Genomic DNA, 22,289 nt, shown 5'->3' on the forward strand with positions numbered 1-22,289 from the left:
AGCTCAGACCGCTGCGCGGGCGGGGAGTTCGGGCAGGATGGGGGTAGCGGGCTCGGCGACAAAGCCGAACTGGCGGCAGAACTCCTGCACCAGCACGTCTTCGACCGCGGCCAGCTGCGACGGACCGCCCAAGTCTAGCAGCTGCGTGACCGCCAAACCCTTGTAACCGCAGGGGTTGATGCGGTGGAACGGCTCCAGGTCCATGGCCACGTTGAAGGCCAGCCCGTGGAAGCTGCAGCCGCGGCGCACGCGCAGGCCGAGCGCGGCGACCTTGGCCTCGCCCACATAGACGCCGGGCGCGCCTTCGCGCCGCACGGCCGTCACGTTCCAGTGCGCCAGCGTGTCGATCAGCGACTGCTCGATCCGGTGCACCAGCTCGCGCACGCCGACGCCGGCCCGGCGCAGGTCGATCAACGGGTAACCGACGATCTGGCCCGGCCCGTGGTAGGTCACCTGGCCGCCGCGATCCACCGGAATCACCGGGATATCGCCCGGCGCCAGCACGTGCTCCATCTTGCCGGCCTGGCCCAGGGTGAACACCGGGTCGTGCTCCAGCAGCCACAGCTCGTCGGGCGTGTCCGCCGTGCGGTTGTCGGTGAACGCACTCATCGCCTGCCAGGTGGCCGCGTACGGCTGACGACCGAGGCGGCGGATTTTCAATGGCCGGGAATCGGAAATGGGGGATGGGGAATCGGATTTCACGGTCGGCGAAGTGATCGGAAAAGGGGCAATGGATGGTCTTTGTCGACGGCAGGAATCCGGCGAGAGGTGCTCATGCCGGTCGTCGATGCCCGGGCTACCACGAACACCAGCTTTCCCGATTGCCTATTCCCGATTTTCACAACGTATACCGGATACCCGGATCGGCACGCAGCGCATGGTGTGCGGCTTCGTACTGCTCGCGGCTGTCGCAGCGGAAGCTGACCGTGACCGAGACGAAGTTGCCGGCACCGGAGTGGCGGTGCCGCACGCTCTCGTGCAGCACGTGCAGGCCGGCGCGCTCCAGCAGTTGCGGCACGTGGGTCGGCAGGTTCGCGCTGGCGTTGCCGACCGCGGTGATCTCGAACTCGCCAGGAAACTGGAAGCCCTTGCCGTCCTGCTTCGCCTGGCCGAAGTCGATCTCGTGCATTACTTCGCATCCGCGCTCTTGGCCGGCGCACTCGCATCGGCCTTCTTGTCGCTGTGGAACCACAGCAGGATGCTGTCCCACAGGCGCGAGAAGAAGCCGCCCTGTGGCGCATCCTGCAGTGCGATCAGCGGCACGCTCTGCACCAGCTGGCCATCCAGCGTGATGCGCAAGGTGCCGATCTGCTGGCCCTTGCTGAACGGCGCGATCAGCGTGGCAGGGATGTCCATGGTGGCCTTGAGCTGGTCGTACTGGCCGCGCTTGACGGTGACCAGCACATTGTCGGCGACGCCCAGCGGCAACTGGTTCGCCGCGCCCTTCCACAGTCGCGGCGTGGCCAGCGGCTTGCTGGCGTCGTACAGCTTGTGCGTCTCGTAGAAGCGGAAGCCGTAGTTGAGCAGGGCCATTGCCGAATCGGCGCGCGCCTTCTCGCTGCTGGCGCCCATCACGATCGCGATCATGCGCGCCTCACCCTGCTTCGCCGACGCGGCGAGGCAGTAGCCGGCCGCCGCGGTGTGGCCGGTCTTGATGCCGTCCACGCTGGGGTCGCGCCACAGCAGGGTGTTGCGGTTGTGCTGCTTGATGCCGTTCCACTCGAACTCCTTGATCGCGGAGATCGCGTAGTCGTCGGGGAAATCATGGATCAGCGCGCGCGACAGGATCGCGATGTCGTGCGCGGTGGTGTAGTGGTTCGCGATCGGGTAACCGGAGGCGTTCTCGAAATTCGAGTTGGCCATGCCCAGCTGCTTGGCATACGCGTTCATCAGCCCGGCAAACGCCTGCTCGGAGCCGGCGGTGTGCTCGGCCAGCGCAATCGCGGCGTCGTTGCCGGACTGGATGATCATGCCGTACAGCAGGTCCTTCAGCGGCACCTGGCTGTTCAGCTTGAGGAAGCTGGTGGAACCGTCGGTGCCGGCGCCACCACCGCGCCAGGCGTTCTCGCTGATGGTCACCGGGTCGGTCATGTGCACCTTGCCGTTGGCCACCTCGGCCGAGACCACGTAGTCGGTCATCACCTTGGTGATCGAGGCCGGCTCCACGCGCTGGTCCGGTTCCTTGCTGGCGAGGATCTGGCCGGTGGCGTAATCCATCAGCACCCAGCTCTTGCCGTCGACATCCGGCGGCGGCGGCACCGGTGCGTCCGGCACCACCGGACGCGGTACCGGCGACGGGCGCGGCGGCGTCTGGGCAACGGCAACACCGACCAGCAGGACGGTGGCGAACGGGATCAGGATGCGGCGGAAAAAATTCATCGTGGTGTTCAGTCCGGTTTCTGGATGCCGGCGTGATGTGTGCCGACTGGATGGAAAAGAGTGGTGCAAATCCTGCTCAGTCTACCGCGACCTGAGGCCGCGGCAGACCCATGCCCTCGATCCGGGCCGTGACCTGGTCGGCGCGATCCACGCTGGCCAGCGGCCCGACCCGCACGCGGCGCACCCGCTGGCCGTTGATCATGGCCTCGCTCACCTGCACCGCACCGAGGTTGGCCCGGCGCAGGCGCTGGGCCAGCCGGTCGGCGTTGTCCGCGTCGGCGAACGCGCCCACCTGCAGGTAGATACCCGGGTGTCCGCCTGTGACCACGGCCGGCGGCGGCAGTTCCTGCAGCGGCTGGCCGGGGTCGATCCCGCGCACCTCGACCAGGCCGGTGCCCTTGGGCCAGATGCCGATCTTCACCGCGGCGGCGTAGGACAGATCGATCAGCCGGTTGTCGTGGAATGGGCCGCGGTCGTTGACCCGCACGATCACGCTCCTGCCGGTCTCCAGGTTGGTGACGCGCGCGTAGCTGGGCAGCGGCAGTGTGGTGCTGGCCGCGCTGAACGCGTACATGTCGTAGGTCTCCAGGCTGGAGGTCTTGTAGCCGTGAAACTTGTTGCCGTAGAACGAGGCGATGCCGCGCTCGTCGTAGCCGCGCGCACTGGGCAGCACGCGATAGGTCTGCCCGCGCACGGTATAGGGCGACTTGTTGCCGTACAGCGAGCGCGGCTCCGCCTTCGGCACCGGCTCGACCAGCTTGCTGACGTCGAGCGGCGGCGGCACGCTGTCCTCGCCGTCGCGATAGCGGCTGCCCTGCGGCTTGCTGAGGTCATCGCGAAAACCATCGCGACTGCCGGTCGGCGGCTGGCTCCACGCACGATCCTGATGGCTGCCGCCATGCGTGGGTCTCGTGCGGTGGCTGCCGCAAGCGGCCAGCAACAGGGCCGCCAGCACCAGCAACGCAACGCCTGCCGCCCTCATCGCGCGACGTCCGCCGAGTCCACGCCAGCGGCGATCGCCTGCGCCAGCTGGTCGACCGCCATGGCATACAGCGGGCTGCGGTTGTAGCGGGTGATCACGTAGAAGTTCCGGAAGGTGAACCAGTACTCCGGTCCGTTCGGCCCTTCCAGCGTCTGCAGGCTGCTGGGCTCGGCCGGCGACAGCGGCTGCAGCGGCGCATAGCCCCACGCCTCCAGTTGCTCCAGCGGCCACTGCGGCCTGGCATCCTTCACCGCGATCGGCTTCGCCGCGCCGTCCGGTTGCGCCCGTGCCGCCACCGGGCCGCCGGCGACCCAGCCATGCTGCACGAAGTAGTTCGCCACGCTGGCGAAGATGTCCGGCAGCGAGTTCGACAGGTCGATGCGGCCGTCGTGGTCGGCGTCCACCGCGAAGTCGCGGATGCTGGTGGGCATGAACTGGCCCCAGCCCTGCGCACCGGCGTAGGAGCCGGTGAGCGTGTCGATCGGCCCGGCCAGGTGGTTGTCCGGCATCTCCAGCAATTCCTTCAGCTGCTCGCGGAAGAACGTCGCCCGCGGCGGGTAGTACAGGCCCAGCGTGACCAGGGCGTCGAGCACCTTGTACTTGCCGGTGTTGCGGCCATAGCTGGTCTCCACGCCGACGATCGCCACGATGTACTGCGGCGCCACACCGTACTGCTTGCCGATCTGCTCCAGCAGCGCGCGATGTTCGCGATAGAACGCGATGCCGTCATTGATACGCTGGTCGGTGAGGAAGATCGGCCGGTAATCCTTCCACGGCTTCGCCTCGGCCGGGCGGCTGATCGCATCGAGAATGCCCTGCTGCATCCTCGCCCCGTCGAGCAGCGCGTTCAGCGCCTGCGGGCTCTTGCCGGTTTCCTGCGCCACCTCGCGCACCAGCTCGGCCTGGCCGGGGTGCGTCGTCGCCATGGCCGGGGTCGCGGCGCCCATCCACAGCAGGCCGAGGATGGCGAGGAAACGGGCCGGGTGCGGCACAGGCGCGGCGGTCATGTCGTGGCTTCGCTCACAGAATAACGATATCGCCGAAAGCCTAGCACGCACGCGGGCGCAACTTCGGGCACGACGCTGGAGCGGTGCTGGCCGCGTTCAGAGGTGCATCTTGCGGTTGGCGTGGATCGACATCAGCACGCCGAAGCCGGTCAGCAGCGATACCGCCGAGGTGCCGCCGTAGCTGATCAGCGGCAACGGCACGCCGACCACCGGCAGCATGCCGGCCACCATGCCGCCGTTGACGAACACGTAGACGAAGAAGCTCATGCCGATCGCGCCGGCGAGCAGGCGCGAGTAGGTGTCGCGCGCCTCCATCGCGATCCACAGGCAGCGGCCGATGATGAACGCGTACAGCGCGACCAGCGCGATCACCCCGACCAGCCCGAACTCCTCGGAGAACACCGCGAAGATGAAATCGGTGGTGTGCTCGGGCAGGAAATCCAGCCGTGATTGCGTGCTGTGCAGCCAGCCCTTGCCGAAGATGCCGCCGGAGCCCACCGCGATCTGCGACTGGATGATGTGCCAGCCGTTGCCGAGCGGATCGGACTCGGGGTTGAGCAGGGTCAGCACGCGGTCGCGCTGGTACTGGTGCAGGAAATGCCAGCCGACCGGAATCATCCCGGCGACCGCGCCGACCAACAGGCCGATGCGCCACCACGCCATGCCGGACAGGAACAACGCGAACGCGCCAGCCGCGGTCACCAGCACGGCGGTGCCCAGGTCCGGTTGCTCGGCGATCAGCCCGGCAGGAACCGCGATCAGCAAGCCGACCACCGCGATGTCCTTCCAGCCCGGCGGCAACTGACGCGGGTGCAGGTACCAGGCCACCATCATCGGCATCGTGAGCTTGAGCAGTTCGGACGGCTGGAAGCGCATGACGCCCAGGTCCAGCCAGCGGGTCGAACCGCGCCCCTCGCCCAGCACCGCCACCACCACCAGCAGCGCAGTGCTGCCGGCGTACAGCCATGGCGTCCAGTCGCGCAGCACCGGCGGCGGAATGCGCGACACCAGCAGCAGCAGCGCCGCGCCCAGCACGAAGCGGCCGGCCTGGCCGCCGACCAGCACCAGGCTGCCGTCGCCGGCGCTGTACAGCGTGACCAAGCCGGTCAGCGCCAGCACGAACAGGCCGAGCGCCAGCGGCAGATCGATCCGCGGCCGGCTGAGGATGCGGCGCAGGAAGCGGCGCGCTCGCGCCTGTAGTGCCCCGGTCATGGCGTGCCTCCACTGGTCGTCGCCTGCGCCGGCAGATCCTCCACCGGCTCGTCGTTCTCCGTACCGGCATCGGGTGGAGCGCCTGCCGCCGGTGCGGCCTGCGGCGCCAGCGGTGCGGCGGATACCGGCAGGCGCTTCGCGTCGGCGATCACGCCGCCGTGCCCGGCCAGCCAGGTATCGAGGATCGTGCGCACGATCGGCCCGGCCGCCTCCGCGCCCCAGGCGCCGGATTCGAGGATTGCCGCCACCGCGATCTGCGGGTTGTCGGCCGGCGCGTAGGCGACGAACCAGGCGCGGTGGCGGGCGGCCAGGTAAGCCGTGTTGCGATTGGTGTCATACGCCTCGGAGGTACGCGAGAAACGCTCGGCGGTGCCGCTCTTGCCAGCCATCAGGTACGGGAAGCCGACGCCCAGCTTGCGGCCGGTGCCCCTGGCACCGTAGATCACCTGCTCCATGCCCTGGTTCACTGCGTCCCAGTCGGACGGCTTGCGGATCAGCGATGGTCCGCTGGGCGGATTGGCCAGCGCTTGCAGTTGCGCGTTGACGCCGTCCTGGGTGGCCATCGCCACCCGCGGTGCGTACGGGATGCCGTGGCCGGCGAAGGTGGCGTACGCATGGCTCAGCTGCAATGGCGTGACTGCCCAGAAACCCTGGCCGATGCCGGCGATCACCGTCTCGCCGGGATACCACGGCTGCCTGAGGTTCGCCGCCTTCCATTCGCGCGAGGGCAACACGCCGGACGACTCGCCGATCAGGTCGACCCCGGTCGGGCGGCCGAAACCGAACTTGCCCATGAACGCGCTGAACCGGTCGATACCCATGTCCAGTGCGAGCTTGTAGAAATAGGTGTTCACCGACTGCTCGATGGCGCCGACCAGGTCGACCCGTCCCACGCCGCCACGCTGGTCATCGCGATAGCCGCGCTGCTGGCCCGGAATGTAGAACACGCCGGTGGAGACGACGGTGTCCTGCGGCGTGCGCAGGCCGGTTTCCAGCCCGGCCAGGCCGACCAGCGGCTTCACCGTGGAGCCGGGCGGATACACGCCGCGCAACGCGCGGTTGTACAGCGGCTTGTCGGGGTCGTTGGTCAGCGCAGCGTAGTCGGCCTGGCCGATGCCGTTGACGAACAGGTTGGGATCGAACGTGGGCACGCTGACCATCGCCAGCACCTGGCCGTTGCGCGGGTCGATCGCCACCGCCGCACCGGGGCGCCCGTCGAACGCCGCTTCGGCAGCCTTCTGCAGGCGCACGTCGAGACTGAGGTAGAGGTTCTTGCCGGGCGTGGGCGCATGCGTTTCGAGCACACGCTGGGTCCGACCGTCGGCATTCACCTCCAGCAACTCGTAGCCCGGCGTGCCATGCAGGACATCCTCGTAGGAACGCTCGATGCCGCTGCGGCCGACGTGGCTGGTGCCCTGGTAACGCTTGGGATCGAGCCGTTCCAGATCGTCCGCGTCGATGCGACCGACGTAGCCCACCACGTGCGCGAACAGCCCGCCGAAGGGATAGCGCCGGGTCAGGTAGGGCACCACGTCCACGCCGGGAAAGCGCCAGCGGTTCACCGCGAAACGGGCGATTTCGTCCTCGGTCAGGCGCATCTTCAGCGGCACGTTCTCGAAACGCCGGCTCTGCTTCAGCTGCTTGCGGAACGCGTCCAGGTCGTCCTGGTCCAGCGGCACCACCTGGCCCAGCCGGGCCAGCAGCGCCGGCATGTCCTTGATCTGCTCGGGCACCACTTCCAGCCGGAACGCCGGTACGTTGTCGGCCAGCAGCACGCCGTTGCGGTCGTAGATCAGCCCGCGCGCCGGCGGGATCGCGCGCGGCTTGACCCGGTTCGCCTGCGAACGGGTGACGAACTCGTCGTGATGCATCACCTGCAGGAACACGAAGCGGCCCACAAGCAGGCACAGGCACAGCAGAATCAGCACGAAACCGGCCAGCGCGCGGCGCCGGAACAGCAGGCTTTCGCCGCGGGGGTCCTTGATCGAACGCCGGGGTTTCATGTCACTGGTTCATGGCTCATTGGATCCGTAGCCGTGCGCGCAGGTCGTCGAGCAGCAGGAACAGGAACGGCCACAGCGCGGCACCCACGAACGGCGAGATCCACCAGCTCGCCGGCGGCAGCGAGGCGCCGGCCAGCACACGCACGATCAGCAGCAAGATGCGGTCGTTCAGCAGCAGCGCCAGCACCGCCAGCGCCTGTTGCCACATCGGGAAGAAGCGCAGCCGCGAGCGGAAGCGCAACGCGATGAACGCCAGCGCGCACAGGCGCAGGGCCTGTTCGCCCAGCACCACGCCGTTGAGCAGGTCCGCCGCCAGGCCCACGCTGAAAGCCAGCCCCAGGGTGACCCGCTCTTCCGATTCCAGCGACCAGTACAGCAGGAACAGCGCCGGCCAGTACGGTTTGAACGGCTCCAGCACGCCAGGCAGCGGCACCAGCATCGACAGCAGCGCGAACACCAGCGTGCCGACGAACCACCACAGGCTCAGGCGCTGCTTGTTCATCGCAGCGCTCCGCGGGCTGCCGGCGGGACTGCCGGTGGGGCGGCTGGCGGGGCGGCCGAGGCGGCGCCGGTCGGCGCCAGGTCAGCCGGCGGCCCCATCGGCGTCACCGGCGCGGGCGGGCCGTCCGGCTCGGCCAGGTCGTGCAGCAGCAGCACGTCCTCGCTGCGATCGAGATCCGCCGCCGGCTGCGCCATCGCCACCAGGAACATGCCGGTCGCCGCCGGCGCCACCGAGCGCACCTCGCCAACCGGAAAGCCCGGCGGGAAGCGTCCGCCGAGGCCCGAGGTGAGCAGCTTGTCGCCGACACGCACGTCGGCAGCCAGCGGAATGTTTGGAAGGGCAAGCTGGTCGCCGTCGCGCGAACCATAAGCCACGGTGCGCAGGCCGGTGCGCTCGACCACCACCGGGATCGCATGCGCCGGGTCGGTGATCAGCATCACCACCGAGGTGGTTGGCAGCACTTCCTTCACCTGGCCCATCACGCCATGCGCGTCGATCACCGGCTGGCCCGGCCGGACCCCGTCGCGCGCGCCCATGTTCAGGGTGAGCCGGTAGCGGTAGGCACCCAGGTCCACGCCGATCACCCGCGCCAGTTGCACGTTCAATTCCAGGCTGTGCTGGGTATCGAGCAGTTCCTTCAGCCGTTGGTTCTGCTCGGCGACAGCCGCCATCCGGTTCAACTTGGCGTTGGCCAGCAGCAGGTCCTCGCGCAGGCGCTGGTTCTGCTCGGTCAGCCGCTGGCGGTCGGCAAACGCCACGCCCACCGCGCGAATCCCGACCGCTGGCAAGCCGGCCAGCCGGTACACCGGCTCGACCACGGCCGATGCGGTGTAACGCAAGCGCCACAGCCAGCCGTTGCGATGGTCGAGAACCATCAGCACCACGGCCAGCGCGAGATAGACAATCAGCCGCAGCGTGCCGGCGGCATTGCCGGCGAACAGCGGCGAAGACTCGTCACGGGCGCGCGCCATCGTGGACGCGGCTTATTCGGGCGCGAAGAAATCGCTGCCGTGCTGATCGATCAGCTCCAGCGCCTTGCCACCGCCGCGCGCCACGCAGGTGAGCGGATCGTCCGCCACCTGCACGTGCAGGCCGGTTTCCTCGGAGATCAGGCGGTCGAGGTCGCGCAGCAGCGCACCGCCGCCGGTGAGCACGATGCCGCGCTCGGCGACGTCCGAACACAGTTCCGGCGGGGTCTGTTCCAGCGCCGACTTCACCGCGGCCACGATGCCGGCGAGCGGCTCGTGCAGCGCTTCCAGAATTTCGTTGGAGTTGATCGTGAACATGCGCGGCACGCCCTCGGCCAGGTTGCGGCCGGAGATCTCGATCTCCTTGACCTCACCCTGCGGGAACGCGCAGCCGATCTGCAGCTTGATGCGCTCGGCGGTGGATTCGCCGATCAGGGTGCCGTGGTTGCGTCGTACATAGTTGATGATCGCCTCGTCGAAGCGGTCGCCACCCACGCGCACCGACTGCGAGTAGACGATGCCGTTCAGCGAGATCACCGCCACTTCCGAGGTGCCGCCGCCGATGTCCAGCACCATCGCGCCGCGCGCCTCGTGCACCGGGATGCCGGCGCCGATCGCCGCGGCCATCGGCTCCTCGATCAGGAACACGTCGCGGGCGCCGGCGCCTTCGGCCGATTCCTTGATCGCGCGGCGCTCGACCTGGGTCGAGCCGCACGGCACGCACACCAGCACGCGCGGACTCGGGCGCAGGAAGCGCGATTTGTGCACCTGCTTGATGAAGTGCTGCAGCATCGCCTCGGTCATGGTGAAGTCGGCGATCACGCCGTCCTTCATCGGCCGCACCGTGGCGATGTTGCCCGGCGTGCGGCCGAGCATGCGCTTGGCGTCGCTGCCGACCGCCGCGATCGTGCGCGGGCCGCCGGGGCCGCGATCCTGGCGAATCGCCACCACCGAGGGTTCATTCAACACGATGCCCTGGCCACGCACATAGATCAGCGTGTTGGCCGTGCCGAGGTCGATGGAGATGTCGTTGGAGAAGATCCCGCGAAACTTCTTGAACATGGGTCCGCCGTGGTCCGGCCTGGCTAAAAAGTAAGCTCGCCAGTCTAGTCAGCGTGACCGGCCCGCGCAAGGACAATAACGTTAAGAAACCCTTCTACAACACGACCATAAGCACACTTTCTGCGCCTCGAAGTGAGCTGGGCATCCTCGCGGGAAGTCGCCAACAAGGTCGGATAGCGGTACGATTCCAGCCTTTGGCCGGAGCCGACCGGTTCGGCGTTCGGCCGGCCGCGGCACTCGCGGTCCTTCCACTCATGCCCGGGGGTTCCCGCACATCATGTCTGCCGTCATCTGCGGATCGCTGGCCTACGACACCATCATGGTGTTCCAGGACCAGTTCAAGAACCACATCCTGCCCGACCAGATGCACATCCTGAATGTGTCGTTCCTGGTGCCGCGGATGCGCCGCGAGTTTGGCGGCTGCGCCGGCAACATCGCCTACAACCTCAAGCTGCTCGGTGGCGATCCGCTGCCGGTGGCGGCGGTGGGCCAGGACTTCGGGCCGTACCGCAAGCACATGGAGCAATGCGGCATCCGCCTCGACGGCGTGCGCGAATTCGACGACCAGTTCACCCCGCAGTGCTTCATCACCACCGACCTGGACAACAACCAGATCACCGCCTTTCATCCTGGCGCGATGTCCAGCGCGCAGGAAAACCACGTGCGCGACATCCCCGGGATCGACTTCGCGATCGTCGCCCCCGACGGTCGCGAGGCGATGCTGCAGCACGTCGATGAGTTCGCCGCGCGCCGTGTGCCGTTCATCTTCGACCCGGGCCAGGCGATGCCGCTGTTCAACGGCGACGAGTTCCGCGCAATGATCGGCAAGTCGACCTACGTGATCGTCAACGACTACGAATCGCAATTGCTGCAGGCACGCACTGGCTGGAGTGCCGCCGAGATCGCCGGGCAGGTGACGGCCTATATCGTGACGCAGGGACCTCGTGGCTCGGTCATCCACGTCGGCAGCGACACCCACCATATTCCGCCGGCGCGCGAACGCCAGATCGTGGACCCGACCGGCTGCGGCGACGCTTATCGTGCCGGCCTGATCTTCGGCATCATGCGTGGCAAGGACTGGCCCACGACCGGCCGTATGGCCTCGCTGATGGGCGCGCTGAAAGTGGAGCACCCCGGCACGCAGAACCAGCGTTTCAGCTATGCCGAGTTCGCCGCGGAGTTCCTCGACCAGTTCGGTTACGCACTGGATTGACCGCGACCCGATCGCGGCCCGCACACCGCGGGTTGTTCGCCGCTTTCAGTTGACGCGAAAACCGATGGTGGCATTCACCGCATCCCGCCAGCCGCGGTACAACTGCTCGCGATGCGACTCCTCCATCGCGGGCTGGAAGCATCGATCGACCTGCCACAGCGCCGCGATCTGCTCGCGGCTTTCCCAGAACCCCACGGCCAGGCCAGCCAGGTAGGCCGCGCCCAGCGCGGTAGTCTCGGCGATCTTCGGCCGCAGTACCGGCACGCCGAGCATGTCACTCTGGAACTGCGCCATGAAATCGTTGGCGATCGCACCGCCATCCGCACGCAGCTCTTTCAGCGGGATTCCGGCATCGGCCTCCATAGCGGCCAGCACATCGCGCGACTGGTAGGCCATCGACTCCAGCGCCGCGCGCACCACGTGCTCCTTGCGAGTGCCGCGCGACAGGCCAAACATCGCGCCGCGCACGTCGCTGCGCCAGTACGGCGCGCCCAGCCCGACAAAGGCTGGCACCAGGTACACGCCTTCGCTGGATTCCACGCTCTCCGCGCAGGCCTGCGAATCGCTGGCGTGCACTAGCATCTGCAGGCCATCGCGCAGCCACTGCACCACCGAGCCGGCGACGAAGATGCTGCCCTCCAGCGCGTACTCGACGACGCCATCCAGCTCCCACGCGATCGTGGTCAGCAGACCATGCCGCGAGGGCACCGCCTGGATTCCGGTGTGCATCAGCATGAAGCAGCCAGTGCCGTAGGTGTTCTTGGCCATGCCGGGCGCGAAGCAGGCCTGGCCGAACAAGGCCGCCTGCTGGTCACCGGCCACGCCGCTGATCGGCACACCGGCCGGTAAACCGGGTAGCGCCACGGTATGGCCGTATACCTCGCTGCACGAACGCACTTGCGGCAGCATGCTGCGCGGGATATCCAGCATGCGCAGCAATTCGTCATCCCACCGTCGGGTATGAATATCGAACAACAGCGTACGCGCTGCATTGCTGACGTCGGTGACATGCAGCTTGCCACCGCTGAGATTCCAGATCAGCCAGCTGTCGATCGTGCCGAACAGCAGGTCGCCGCGCTTCGCACGGGCGCGGGCACCGTCGACATGATCGAGGATCCAGCGGATCTTGCTGCCGGAAAAGTACGCATCGATCAGTAGGCCGGTCTTTTCGCGCACCAGCGGGGCATAACCGTCCGCCTCCAGCTTCTCGCAGATCGCCAGGCTCTGCCGCGACTGCCAGACGATGGCGTTGTAGACCGGCTGGCCGGTGTACCGGTCCCACACCACGGCGGTTTCGCGCTGGTTGGTGATGCCGATACCGGCCAATTCGTCGGCATCGACTTGTGCCGCGGCCAGCACCTCGGCAACCGTCGCCAGCACGCTGGCCAGGACTTCCTTCGGATCGTGCTCGACCCAGCCGGGCTGCGGAAAAATCTGGCGGAACTCGCGTTGCGCCGAGCCGGCCACGGCGCCGACTCGATCAAACAGCATCGCGCGCGAGCTGGTCGTGCCTTGATCTATCGCCAAAACATAACGTTGCGCCACGGCACTTCCCTTCGCACAAACCTGTCCGCAAAGAGTAGCAACAGGCCGGGAGTGGGGCGATCGCCCCGCATCGTTCTCTCATGTTCCATGCGCGCAAGTGTGCTTGCCGCCGGGCTGGGGCATTACAAAGATGTGATGGGCAGAGGCTTACGCAGCAGCCATCCCGAATCGCCACAAAGACAAAGGCCTCCCCGGGCGGGGAGGCCTTCCAGGATAAAGCCCTGGCGGTGACCTGTGCGGGTCGCGACGAGTGGTCGCCAGCGGCGCAAAAAGAAAAACCCCCACCGTTGCCGGTGAGGGTGTTTCAGGATAAAGCCCCTGGCGGTGACCTACTCTTGCATGGCAAAGCCACACTACCATCGGCGCATGCGCGTTTCACTTCTGAGTTCGGGATGGGATCAGGTGGGACCACGCCGCTATGGCCGCCAGGGAAGGGGTTGAAGCAGCGCAAGATGCGCCCGCTTCAGTCTGGAGACAAAGCCTTTCTGAAGAGTCCGCCATGGATGGCGGGTTTTGCTCTTCGCGAAAAGGACTTCGCGTCAATAAGGTGTAAACGAGTGACAAGCGTCGAGGTGAATTCGAATCAGACAAGCTTCGGGAACAAACGAAGCGTCTTGGGGTTATATGGTCAAGCCGCACGGCTCATTAGTATCAGTTAGCTGAACGCATTGCTGCGCTTCCACACCTGACCTATCAACCACCTGGTCTTGATGGTGCCTTAAGGAGAGTCAAGCTCTCGGGAGATCTCATCTTGGGGCGTGCTTCCCGCTTAGATGCTTTCAGCGGTTATCACTTCCGTTCGTAGCTACCGGGCAATGCCTCTGGCGAGACAACCCGAACACCAGCGGAACGTCCACTCCGGTCCTCTCGTACTAGGAGCAGCCCCCCCCAAATCTCCAACGCCCACGACAGATAGGGACCGAACTGTCTCACGACGTTCTGAACCCAGCTCGCGTACCACTTTAAATGGCGAACAGCCATACCCTTGGGACCGGCTACAGCCCCAGGATGTGATGAGCCGACATCGAGGTGCCAAACACCGCCGTCGATATGAACTCTTGGGCGGTATCAGCCTGTTATCCCCGGAGTACCTTTTATCCGTTGAGCGATGGCCCTTCCATACAGAACCACCGGATCACTAAGACCTACTTTCGTACCTGCTTGATCCGTCGATCTCGCAGTCAAGCACGCTTATGCCTTTGCACACAGTGCGCGATGTCCGACCGCGCTGAGCGTACCTTCGTGCTCCTCCGTTACTCTTTGGGAGGAGACCGCCCCAGTCAAACTACCCACCATACACGGTCCCTGACCCGGATTACGGGCCGAGGTTAGAACGTCAAGCACTTCAGGGTGGTATTTCAAGGATGGCTCCATGCAAACTGGCGTCTGCACTTCAAAGCCTCCCACCTATCCTACACAGAAGAACTCAACGTTCAGTGTAAAGCTATAGTAAAGGTTCACGGGGTCTTTCCGTCTTGCCGCGGGAACGCTGCATCTTCACAGCGAATTCAATTTCACTGAGTCTCGGGTGGAGACAGCGCCGCTGTCGTTACGCCATTCGTGCAGGTCGGAACTTACCCGACAAGGAATTTCGCTACCTTAGGACCGTTATAGTTACGGCCGCCGTTTACTGGGGCTTCGATCAAGAGCTTCGCCTTGCGGCTGACCCCATCAATTAACCTTCCAGCACCGGGCAGGCGTCACACCCTATACGTCCACTTTCGTGTTTGCAGAGTGCTGTGTTTTTGATAAACAGTCGCAGCGGCCAGGTTACTGCGACCCATCAACGCTCAGTCACGCACGTGACCACGTCGATGGGCGCACCTTCTCCCGAAGTTACGGTGCCATTTTGCCTAGTTCCTTCACCCGAGTTCTCTCAAGCGCCTTGGGATTCTCACCCTGCCTACCAGTGTCGGTTTACGGTACGGTTTTTCTACAGCTGAAGCTTAGTGGCTTTTCCTGGAAGCGTAGTATCGGTCACTTCGTCCAATAGGACTCGTCTCGGTGCTCGGCATAAAGGGTCCCGGATTTGCCTAAGACCCATGCCTACCGCCTTTCCCCGGGACAACCAACGCCCGGTAGACCTAACTTTCTCCGTCCCCACATCGCACTGTAGAAAAGTGCTGGAATATTAACCAGCTTCCCATCGACTACGCATTTCTGCCTCGCCTTAGGGGCCGACTCACCCTGCGCCGATGAACGTTGCGCGAGGAAACCTTGGGCTTTCGGCGTGGGGGCTTTTCACCCCCATTATCGTTACTCATGTCAGCATTCGCACTTCCGATACCTCCAGCAGACTTTACAATCCACCTTCACAGGCTTACGGAACGCTCCTCTACCGCGTGCACACAAGTGTGCACACCCCGAGCTTCGGTGCATGGCTTAGCCCCGTTAAATCTTCCGCGCAGACCGACTCGACCAGTGAGCTATTACGCTTTCTTTAAAGGATGGCTGCTTCTAAGCCAACCTCCTGGCTGTCTATGCCTTTCCACATCGTTTTCCACTTAGCCATGACTTTGGGACCTTAGCTGCGGGTCTGGGTTGTTTCCCTTTTCACGACGGACGTTAGCACCCGCCGTGTGTCTCCCGGATAGTCTGTCCTGGTATTCGGAGTTTGCCATGGTTTGGTAAGTCGCGATGACCCCCTAGCCATAACAGTGCTCTACCCCCAGGAAGATTCGTCCGAGGCGCTACCTAAATAGCTTTCGAGGAGAACCAGCTATCTCCGAGTTTGTTTAGCCTTTCACTCCTATCCTCAGCTCATCCCCATCTATTGCAACAGATGTGGGTTCGGTCCTCCAGTGCGTGTTACCGCACCTTCAACCTGGCCAAGGATAGATCACTCGGTTTCGGGTCTACTGCCAGAGACTATGCGCCCTATTCAGACTCGATTTCTCTTCGCCTCCCCTATACGGTTAAGCTTGCCACTGACAGTAAGTCGCTGACCCATTATACAAAAGGTACGCAGTCACCCTTGCGGGCTTCCACTGCTTGTACGTATACGGTTTCAGGGTCTATTTCACTCCCCTCTCCGGGGTTCTTTTCGCCTTTCCCTCACGGTACTAGTTCGCTATCGGTCAGTCAGTAGTATTTAGCCTTGGAGGATGGTCCCCCCATGTTCAGACAAGGTTTCACGTGCCCCGCCTTACTCAATTTCACACAAAGTGCCCTTTCGTCGACTGGGCTATCACCATCTATGGCCGGCCTTTCCATGCCGTTTGACTAGAACACAATGTGCTTTTGGGCTAGTCCCCGTTCGCTCGTCGCTACTCAGGGAATCTCGGTTGATTTCTTTTCCTCCGGGTACTTAGATATTTCAGTTCCCCGGGTTCGCCTTGCATGGCTATGTATTCACCATGCAATACCGCTTGCGCGGTGGGTTTCCCCATTCGGACATTGCCGGATCAAAGCTTGTTGCCAGCTCCCCGACACTTTTCGCAGGCTGCCACGTCCTTCATCGCCTCTGACTGCCAAGGCATCCACCGTATACGCTTAGTCGCTTGACCATATAACCCCAAGTCGCCTCGGGGCATGCACCCTCCTCAGGTGCAGCCAAGTTACTTCGTTTTCGTGCCTTAACACTTGCCTCGGTTCGGTTCGAACCAAGACGCTTGTCACTCGTTTACTTGTTTTCAAAGAACATCACGCCGGCCTCAATGCCGGATGATTTCAAAAATCTTTTGTGTGCTGATACTTCACGCGTAGATCGAACCTTGGTGGAGCCTGTCGGGATCGAACCGACGACCCCCTGCTTGCAAAGCAGGTGCTCTCCCAGCTGAGCTAAGGCCCCAAGGAAACCTTGGCATAATGGTGGGTCTGGGTGGACTCGAACCACCGGCCTCACCCTTATCAGGGGTGCGCTCTAACCACCTGAGCTACAGACCCATGAAGGATGAACCCCAGAACCCGCGAGCCAAACTACCTGGACAAACTGCCTAGGCCCAGATTCGAAGCCGCTGTTGATGAAGAGTCCGACCATGAATGGTCGGTCTTGATCTACGCTCTTCGCGACAGGATGTCGCGTGAAGTACAGGTGTCTTGTGTGGACGTCTTGCGTGAAGACTCACGCCGTCTATTACTTGAAAGGAGGTGATCCAGCCGCACCTTCCGATACGGCTACCTTGTTACGACTTCACCCCAGTCATGGACCACTCCGTGGGCGTCGTCCTCCTTGCGGTTAGACTAACGCCTTCTGGAGCAACCCACTCCCATGGTGTGACGGGCGGTGTGTACAAGGCCCGGGAACGTATTCACCGCGGCATAGCTGATCCGCGATTACTAGCGATTCCGACTTCACGGAGTCGAGTTGCAGACTCCGATCCGGACTGGGATCGGCTTTCTGGGATTGGCTCCACCTCGCGGTATTGCAACCCTCTGTACCGACCATTGTAGTACGTGTGTAGCCCTGGCCGTAAGGGCCATGATGACTTGACGTCATCCCCACCTTCCTCCGGTTTGTCACCGGCAGTCTCCTTAGAGTTCCCGACATTACTCGCTGGCAACTAAGGACAAGGGTTGCGCTCGTTGCGGGACTTAACCCAACATCTCACGACACGAGCTGACGACAGCCATGCAGCACCTGTGTTCCGATTCCCGAAGGCACTCCCGCATCTCTGCAGGATTCCGGACATGTCAAGGCCAGGTAAGGTTCTTCGCGTTGCATCGAATTAAACCACATACTCCACCGCTTGTGCGGGCCCCCGTCAATTCCTTTGAGTTTCAGTCTTGCGACCGTACTCCCCAGGCGGCGAACTTAACGCGTTAGCTTCGACACTGATCTCCGAGTTGAGACCAACATCCAGTTCGCATCGTTTAGGGCGTGGACTACCAGGGTATCTAATCCTGTTTGCTCCCCACGCTTTCGTGCTTCAGCGTCAGTGTTGTCCCAGATGGCCGCCTTCGCCACTGATGTTCCTCCCGATCTCTACGCATTTCACCGCTACACCGGGAATTCCACCATCCTCTGACACACTCTAGCTCGCCAGTATCCATCGCCATTCCCAGGTTGAGCCCGGGGATTTCACGACAGACTTAACGAACCGCCTACGCACCCTTTACGCCCAGTAATTCCGATTAACGCTTGCACCCTTCGTATTACCGCGGCTGCTGGCACGAAGTTAGCCGGTGCTTATTCCTCAGGTACCGTCAGCCCCATAGGGTATTAACCCGTGGTATTTCGCTCCTGATAAAAGTGCTTTACAACCCGAAGGCCTTCTTCACACACGCGGCATTGCTGGATCAGGCTTGCGCCCATTGTCCAATATTCCCCACTGCTGCCTCCCGTAGGAGTCTGGGCCGTGTCTCAGTCCCAGTGTGGCTGATCATCCTCTCAGACCAGCTAGCGATCGTCGCCTTGGTGGGCCATTACCCCGCCAACTAGCTAATCGCACATCGGTTCGTCCTGCCGCGCGAGGCCCGAAGGTCCCCCGCTTTCTCCCGTAGGACGTATGCGGTATTAGTCCCGGTTTCCCGAGGTTATCCCCCACGTCAGGGTAGATCCCGATGCATTACTCACCCGTCCGCCACTCGCCACCCATCGTATTGCTACGACTGTGCTGCCGTTCGACTTGCATGTGTTAGGCATGCCGCCAGCGTTCAATCTGAGCCAGGATCAAACTCTTCACTTAAGTTTTCGACAACCTTACCCTCGCGGGCTTGGCCGTCTATCTTTCTGAAGCGTTCTTCCCAACCAGTCAAAACTCATTACTGACTTTTTACTTGGTGGGACGCTTGCATTGCTTGGACAGGTCGTAACCCTCCAGCACAAGACGTCCACACAATTCACCTGCGCACACTGTCAAAGATCTTTTTTACCAACCACCGTTTCGGTGATCGCCCCAAGACCTTTCGTCCCGGGTGAGCCGCCCATTCTACATCGCTTTTCTTGACCGTCAACACCCTCGGAAGAAACTTTTTCAGCGAGAAGTGTTGCGAAGACCTTCGCGAAAGGGCGTCTCGTCGAAGGGGCGAGAATCATAGCGCCGAGTCGCGTCGCTGGGAAGAGGCTCATGCACTATTTCTTGCCGAGGCGCGCCCAGCCGCGACGCTACACTGCCCGCCGCGTCTTCCCATCCACCACGAACAGACACGATGAAACGATGGACTGCCCCGATGTTTTTTCTGCTGGCCGGTTGTTCCGGCCCTGTTCCCATGCAGCCCAAGGCACCGATGGTCGAACTGCATGGGCAACGCTTTTCAGTGGAGCTCGCCACCGATGACGCCAGTCGCCAGCATGGCCTGATGATGCGCACCACGCTGGCGCCCGGCCACGGCATGCTGTTCGTGTTTCCCCACACCGGGCCGCAGGCGTTCTGGATGAAGAACACGCTTATCCCGCTGGACATCCTGTACTTCGATGCGGACCGCCGACTGGTCTCGATGCAGCTGGACGTGCCGCCCTGCAAGGCCGATCCCTGCCCGACCTATCCCAGCGATGCGCCGGCGATCTACGTACTGGAGCTGTCTGCCGGCACGGCGCAACGCATCGGGGCGAAGCCAGGAGATGTGTTGAAGATCGACGGTGATATCGGGACGGCGCGCTGAGCGGCTGCATGCGGCACATCGAGCATGCCGACACGATAGGGAATCAGGTCTTCGGGACGCAGGTTTTCCAGTGCGACCCAGTCGTCTTCGAACGGAATGAATTGTTGCATGGAATGTTCCCGGCATGGCGCGCCGCATGACCGGGCGCAGGAACATCAGAACAGGCGGCCCGGCCAATGCACTGACGGGATCGGGCCGTTTGCGGGCAGGAATCGGCGCTCAGTCGAGCTCGATCATCTCGAAATCGTCCTTGGTGGTGCCGCAGTCCGGGCAGGTCCAGGTGTCGGGCACATCCTCCCAGCGGGTGCCGGCGGGAATACCCTCGTCGGGCACGCCCACGGCTTCGTCGTAGATATAACCGCAGACGACGCACATCCATTTGCGCGAGGCGGTTTCGGTGGATCTCTGGCTCATGATCGGGCTTCTTCGGATCGCTTGGGGAATGGAGCATTCTCGCAACTCGCCCGACAATACGAAAGCGCGACCATACGATGGTTCTGCCACCCCACCCGCGAGGCGATGACTTGAAGATACCGACACTCTCACTCAACCGCGGCCTGTACGCCATCACCGACGGACCGCGCCCTGATCTGCTCGACGTCGTCGCGCAGGCGCTGACCGGCGGTGCCACGCTGCTGCAGTACCGCGACCTGAGCGACGACACGGCGCGGCGCCGCACCGAAGCGACGGCGCTCGTGCAGTTGTGTCACGCCCATCGCGTGCCGCTGATCATCGACCACGACATCGCGCTGGCGCTGGCCGTTGGCGCCGATGGCGTGCATCTGGGACGCGACGATGACGAGCCCGTGGCCGTGCGTGCCGTGCTGGGCGAACATGCGATCGTCGGCGTGTCGTGCTACGGCTCGCTGGCGCGCGCGCAGGCCGCCGCACGCGCCGGCGCCAGCTACGTGTCCTTCGGCGCGTTCTTTCCTTCGCCGACCAAGCCACTGGCAGCGCGCGTCCCGGTCGACCTGCTGAGGCAAAGCGCCGCGCTCGGCGTGCCGCGGGTGGCGATCGGCGGGATCACGCCGGACAATGGCGCCGCGCTGGTCGAAGCCGGCGCCGATTACCTGGCGGCCGTCACTGCCGTGTTCGCCACGACCGACGTGCGCACCGCCGCACAGCGCTTCGCCGACCTGTACTCCTCCGATCGAGAATCCGCACGATGAGCAACCACGAACTCTTCCAGCGCGCCCTGAAGTTGATGCCCGGCGGCGTGAATTCGCCGGTGCGCGCGTTCAAATCGGTGGGTGGCGAACCGTTCTTCACCGCGCGGGCGGACGGCGCCTACCTGTGGGATGTCGAAGGCACGCGCTACATCGACTACGTCGGCTCGTGGGGTCCGATGATCGTCGGCCACAACCACCCCGCGGTGCGCGAGGCGGTCGAGCGCGCGGTGAAGAACGGCCTGTCGTTCGGCACACCCTGCCCGGCCGAAGTGACCATGGCGGAGACGATCACCCGACTGATTCCCTCGGTCGAGATGGTGCGCATGGTCAACTCCGGCACCGAAGCCACCATGTCGGCGATCCGCCTCGCACGCGGTGCCACCGGCCGCAGCAAGATCGTGAAGTTCGAGGGCTGCTACCACGGCCACGGCGACAGCTTCCTGGTCAAGGCCGGCTCCGGCGCGCTGACCTTCGGCGTGCCGACCTCGCCGGGCGTGCCGAAGGCGAACGCCGACCTCACCCTGACCCTGCCCTACAACGACCTTGCCGCCGCACAGGCGCTGTTCGCCGAGCAGGGCAACGAGATCGCCGGCCTGATCATCGAGCCGGTCGCCGGCAACATGAACTGCATTCCGCCGCTGGACGGCTACCTGCAGGGCCTGCGCGAGCTGTGCACGCAGTCGGGCGCACTGCTGATCTTCGACGAGGTGATGACCGGTTTCCGCGTGGCACTCGGCGGCGCGCAAGCGCACTACAGAGTGACACCGGATCTCACCACCTTCGGCAAGATCATCGGCGGCGGCATGCCGGTGGGCGCCTACGGCGGCCGCCGCGAACTGATGGAACAGATCGCGCCGAGCGGGCCGATCTACCAGGCCGGCACGCTCTCTGGCAACCCGGTGGCGATGGCGGCAGGCCTGGCGATGCTGGAACTGATCCAGGCGCCCGGTTTCCACGACAAACTGGCTGCCCGCACGCGCCTGCTCTGCGACGGCTTCCAGTCCGTCGCCGACGGCGAAGGCGTCGCGTTCAGCACCAACCGTGTCGGCGGCATGTTCGGTTTGTTCTTCAGCGCCGAAAAAGTGCAGAGCTACGCGCAGGCCACGGCGGCCGACACCGCGCTGTTCAACCGCTTCTTCGACGGCATGCTGAAGCGCGGCGTGTACCTGGCGCCGTCGGCATTCGAAGCCGGATTCATGTCCAGCGCGCACAGCGACCAGGACATCGCCGACACACTGGAAGCCGCCCGCGGCGCCCTGCGCGACGCGAAGGGCTGATTCACCAGCTGCCGGTATTCGGCATCGACGCCCACGGCTCGCGTGGCGGCAGATGGCCTTCCTGCAGCAGCTCGATCGAGATCAGGTCGGGCGAGCGCACGAAGGCCATGTGGCCGTCGCGCGGCGGGCGATGGATGGTGTAGCCCATGTCCATCAGCCGCTGGCAGGTGGCGTAGATGTCCTCGACGCGGAACGCCAGATGGCCGAAGTTGCGCGCGCTACCGTAGTCCTCGGTGGAGTCCCAGTTGTATGTCAGTTCAATCTCGGCCTCGGGGCTGTCCGGCGCAGACAGGAACACCAGCGTGTACTTGCCCGCGGGATTTTCCTGGCGACGCACTTCGCGCAGGCCGAGGCCTTCGCAGTAGAAACGCAGCGAGGCGTCGAGATCGCGCACGCGCACCATGCTGTGCAGGTATTTCATCGGAGA

17 protein-coding genes, 2 tRNA genes and 3 rRNA genes are annotated in these 22,289 nt (G+C 64.1%); 4 read left to right on the top strand and 18 right to left on the bottom strand.

The annotated features are described in order from the left end of the window. Positions 1-3: 3 nt before the first annotated feature. The 10 genes from lipB to IMW82_RS09165 all read right to left on the bottom strand — a co-directional run bounded on the left by lipB (position 4) and on the right by IMW82_RS09165 (position 10,115). A complete protein-coding gene (gene lipB, locus IMW82_RS09120) occupies positions 4-702 on the bottom strand; it encodes a lipoyl(octanoyl) transferase LipB (RefSeq protein ID WP_211004346.1) in 699 nt (232 codons plus the stop codon). A 136-nt stretch (positions 703-838) separates the two neighbouring features. Then, positions 839-1,129, bottom strand: a complete 291-nt coding sequence (locus IMW82_RS09125; protein WP_108470314.1) for a DUF493 family protein — start codon at positions 1,127-1,129, stop codon at positions 839-841. Then, on the bottom strand, positions 1,129-2,379 hold the full coding sequence (locus IMW82_RS09130; RefSeq protein WP_108470313.1) for a D-alanyl-D-alanine carboxypeptidase family protein: 1,251 nt from the start codon (positions 2,377-2,379) through the stop codon (positions 1,129-1,131). The genes IMW82_RS09125 and IMW82_RS09130 overlap by 1 nt, the downstream gene beginning before the upstream one ends. Positions 2,380-2,455: 76 nt before the next feature. Next, complete coding sequence (locus IMW82_RS09135; RefSeq protein ID WP_108470312.1) at positions 2,456-3,361, bottom strand: septal ring lytic transglycosylase RlpA family protein; 906 nt, start codon at positions 3,359-3,361, stop codon at positions 2,456-2,458. Then, a complete protein-coding gene (gene mltB / locus IMW82_RS09140; protein WP_108470311.1) occupies positions 3,358-4,368 on the bottom strand; it encodes a lytic murein transglycosylase B in 1,011 nt (336 codons plus the stop codon). Before mltB ends, IMW82_RS09135 begins: the two co-directional genes overlap by 4 nt. Before the next feature lie 96 nt (positions 4,369-4,464). Beyond that, positions 4,465-5,580, bottom strand: coding sequence for a rod shape-determining protein RodA (gene rodA, locus IMW82_RS09145; protein WP_108470310.1), 1,116 nt, complete (start codon positions 5,578-5,580; stop codon positions 4,465-4,467). Continuing rightward, positions 5,577-7,583: a penicillin-binding protein 2 gene (mrdA, locus tag IMW82_RS09150; protein ID WP_108470309.1), complete on the bottom strand. Its 2,007-nt coding sequence runs from the start codon at positions 7,581-7,583 to the stop codon at positions 5,577-5,579. Before mrdA ends, rodA begins: the two co-directional genes overlap by 4 nt. Positions 7,584-7,599: 16 nt before the next feature. Beyond that, positions 7,600-8,085 carry a rod shape-determining protein MreD gene (gene mreD, locus IMW82_RS09155; protein WP_108470308.1) on the bottom strand — a complete coding sequence of 162 codons (486 nt, stop codon included), beginning with the start codon at positions 8,083-8,085 and terminating at the stop codon, positions 7,600-7,602. Continuing rightward, the gene (gene mreC, locus IMW82_RS09160; RefSeq protein ID WP_108470307.1) at positions 8,082-9,056 is read right to left on the bottom strand and encodes a rod shape-determining protein MreC; all 975 of its coding nucleotides are present in this window, start codon (positions 9,054-9,056) and stop codon (positions 8,082-8,084) included. The genes mreD and mreC overlap by 4 nt, the downstream gene beginning before the upstream one ends. A 12-nt stretch (positions 9,057-9,068) precedes the next feature. Next, positions 9,069-10,115 (bottom strand): rod shape-determining protein, encoded by a 1,047-nt coding sequence (locus tag IMW82_RS09165; RefSeq protein ID WP_015446641.1) that lies wholly within the window; start codon positions 10,113-10,115, stop codon positions 9,069-9,071. A 277-nt stretch (positions 10,116-10,392) separates the two neighbouring features. Between IMW82_RS09165 and IMW82_RS09170 the strand changes: the two genes are divergently transcribed. Continuing rightward, positions 10,393-11,328: a carbohydrate kinase family protein gene (locus IMW82_RS09170; RefSeq protein ID WP_108470306.1), complete on the top strand. Its 936-nt coding sequence runs from the start codon at positions 10,393-10,395 to the stop codon at positions 11,326-11,328. Positions 11,329-11,373: 45 nt separating this feature from the next. Here IMW82_RS09170 and glpK read toward each other — a convergent pair whose 3' ends face one another. From glpK to IMW82_RS09200, 6 genes are all read right to left on the bottom strand, one after another. Further along, the gene (glpK, locus tag IMW82_RS09175; RefSeq protein WP_108470305.1) at positions 11,374-12,873 is read right to left on the bottom strand and encodes a glycerol kinase GlpK; all 1,500 of its coding nucleotides are present in this window, start codon (positions 12,871-12,873) and stop codon (positions 11,374-11,376) included. 316 nt (positions 12,874-13,189) lie between these two features. After that, positions 13,190-13,303: ribosomal RNA gene (gene rrf, locus IMW82_RS09180) — 5S ribosomal RNA — on the bottom strand. A gap of 194 nt (positions 13,304-13,497) precedes the next feature. Then, a 23S ribosomal RNA gene (locus tag IMW82_RS09185) occupies positions 13,498-16,379 on the bottom strand. 208 nt (positions 16,380-16,587) lie between these two features. Then, positions 16,588-16,663: transfer RNA gene (locus IMW82_RS09190), tRNA-Ala, on the bottom strand. Positions 16,664-16,681: 18 nt separating this feature from the next. Beyond that, positions 16,682-16,758: transfer RNA gene (locus IMW82_RS09195), tRNA-Ile, on the bottom strand. A gap of 197 nt (positions 16,759-16,955) precedes the next feature. Then, positions 16,956-18,500, bottom strand: a 16S ribosomal RNA gene (locus IMW82_RS09200). The 16S, 23S and 5S rRNA genes sit together here with 2 tRNA genes alongside, the layout of an rRNA operon. A gap of 484 nt (positions 18,501-18,984) precedes the next feature. Between IMW82_RS09200 and IMW82_RS09205 the strand changes: the two genes are divergently transcribed. Further along, complete coding sequence (locus IMW82_RS09205) at positions 18,985-19,416, top strand: DUF192 domain-containing protein (RefSeq protein ID WP_108471652.1); 432 nt, start codon at positions 18,985-18,987, stop codon at positions 19,414-19,416. 219 nt (positions 19,417-19,635) lie between these two features. On the opposite strand, the gene IMW82_RS09210 is transcribed toward IMW82_RS09205, so the two are convergent. Then, positions 19,636-19,830: a rubredoxin gene (locus IMW82_RS09210; protein ID WP_108471653.1), complete on the bottom strand. Its 195-nt coding sequence runs from the start codon at positions 19,828-19,830 to the stop codon at positions 19,636-19,638. A 152-nt stretch (positions 19,831-19,982) separates the two neighbouring features. On the opposite strand from IMW82_RS09210, the gene thiE reads away from it, so the two are divergent. Further along, positions 19,983-20,585, top strand: a complete 603-nt coding sequence (thiE, locus tag IMW82_RS09215; RefSeq protein ID WP_234411333.1) for a thiamine phosphate synthase — start codon at positions 19,983-19,985, stop codon at positions 20,583-20,585. Next, positions 20,582-21,862, top strand: a complete 1,281-nt coding sequence (gene hemL, locus IMW82_RS09220; RefSeq protein ID WP_108471654.1) for a glutamate-1-semialdehyde 2,1-aminomutase — start codon at positions 20,582-20,584, stop codon at positions 21,860-21,862. Before thiE ends, hemL begins: the two co-directional genes overlap by 4 nt. 1 nt (position 21,863) lies before the next feature. Here hemL and IMW82_RS09225 read toward each other — a convergent pair whose 3' ends face one another. Then, complete coding sequence (locus tag IMW82_RS09225) at positions 21,864-22,283, bottom strand: VOC family protein (RefSeq protein WP_108471655.1); 420 nt, start codon at positions 22,281-22,283, stop codon at positions 21,864-21,866. Positions 22,284-22,289 lie beyond the last annotated feature (6 nt).

This window comes from Rhodanobacter sp. B2A1Ga4, from assembly GCF_018101315.1.
Lineage (GTDB): Bacteria > Pseudomonadota > Gammaproteobacteria > Xanthomonadales > Rhodanobacteraceae > Rhodanobacter > Rhodanobacter thiooxydans_A.

Coding starts and splice junctions, on each gene's coding strand:
- IMW82_RS09125 (WP_108470314.1), bottom strand. CDS start 1,129: ATGCACGAGATCGACTTCGGCCAGGCGAAGCAGGACGGCAAGGGCTTC.
- IMW82_RS09130 (WP_108470313.1), bottom strand. CDS start 2,379: ATGAATTTTTTCCGCCGCATCCTGATCCCGTTCGCCACCGTCCTGCTG.
- IMW82_RS09135 (WP_108470312.1), bottom strand. CDS start 3,361: ATGAGGGCGGCAGGCGTTGCGTTGCTGGTGCTGGCGGCCCTGTTGCTG.
- mltB (WP_108470311.1), bottom strand. CDS start 4,368: ATGACCGCCGCGCCTGTGCCGCACCCGGCCCGTTTCCTCGCCATCCTC.
- rodA (WP_108470310.1), bottom strand. CDS start 5,580: ATGACCGGGGCACTACAGGCGCGAGCGCGCCGCTTCCTGCGCCGCATC.
- mrdA (WP_108470309.1), bottom strand. CDS start 7,583: ATGAAACCCCGGCGTTCGATCAAGGACCCCCGCGGCGAAAGCCTGCTG.
- mreD (WP_108470308.1), bottom strand. CDS start 8,085: ATGAACAAGCAGCGCCTGAGCCTGTGGTGGTTCGTCGGCACGCTGGTG.
- mreC (WP_108470307.1), bottom strand. CDS start 9,056: ATGGCGCGCGCCCGTGACGAGTCTTCGCCGCTGTTCGCCGGCAATGCC.
- IMW82_RS09165 (WP_015446641.1), bottom strand. CDS start 10,115: ATGTTCAAGAAGTTTCGCGGGATCTTCTCCAACGACATCTCCATCGAC.
- IMW82_RS09170 (WP_108470306.1), top strand. CDS start 10,393: ATGTCTGCCGTCATCTGCGGATCGCTGGCCTACGACACCATCATGGTG.
- IMW82_RS09205 (WP_108471652.1), top strand. CDS start 18,985: ATGTTTTTTCTGCTGGCCGGTTGTTCCGGCCCTGTTCCCATGCAGCCC.
- IMW82_RS09210 (WP_108471653.1), bottom strand. CDS start 19,830: ATGAGCCAGAGATCCACCGAAACCGCCTCGCGCAAATGGATGTGCGTC.
- hemL (WP_108471654.1), top strand. CDS start 20,582: ATGAGCAACCACGAACTCTTCCAGCGCGCCCTGAAGTTGATGCCCGGC.
- IMW82_RS09225 (WP_108471655.1), bottom strand. CDS start 22,283: ATGAAATACCTGCACAGCATGGTGCGCGTGCGCGATCTCGACGCCTCG.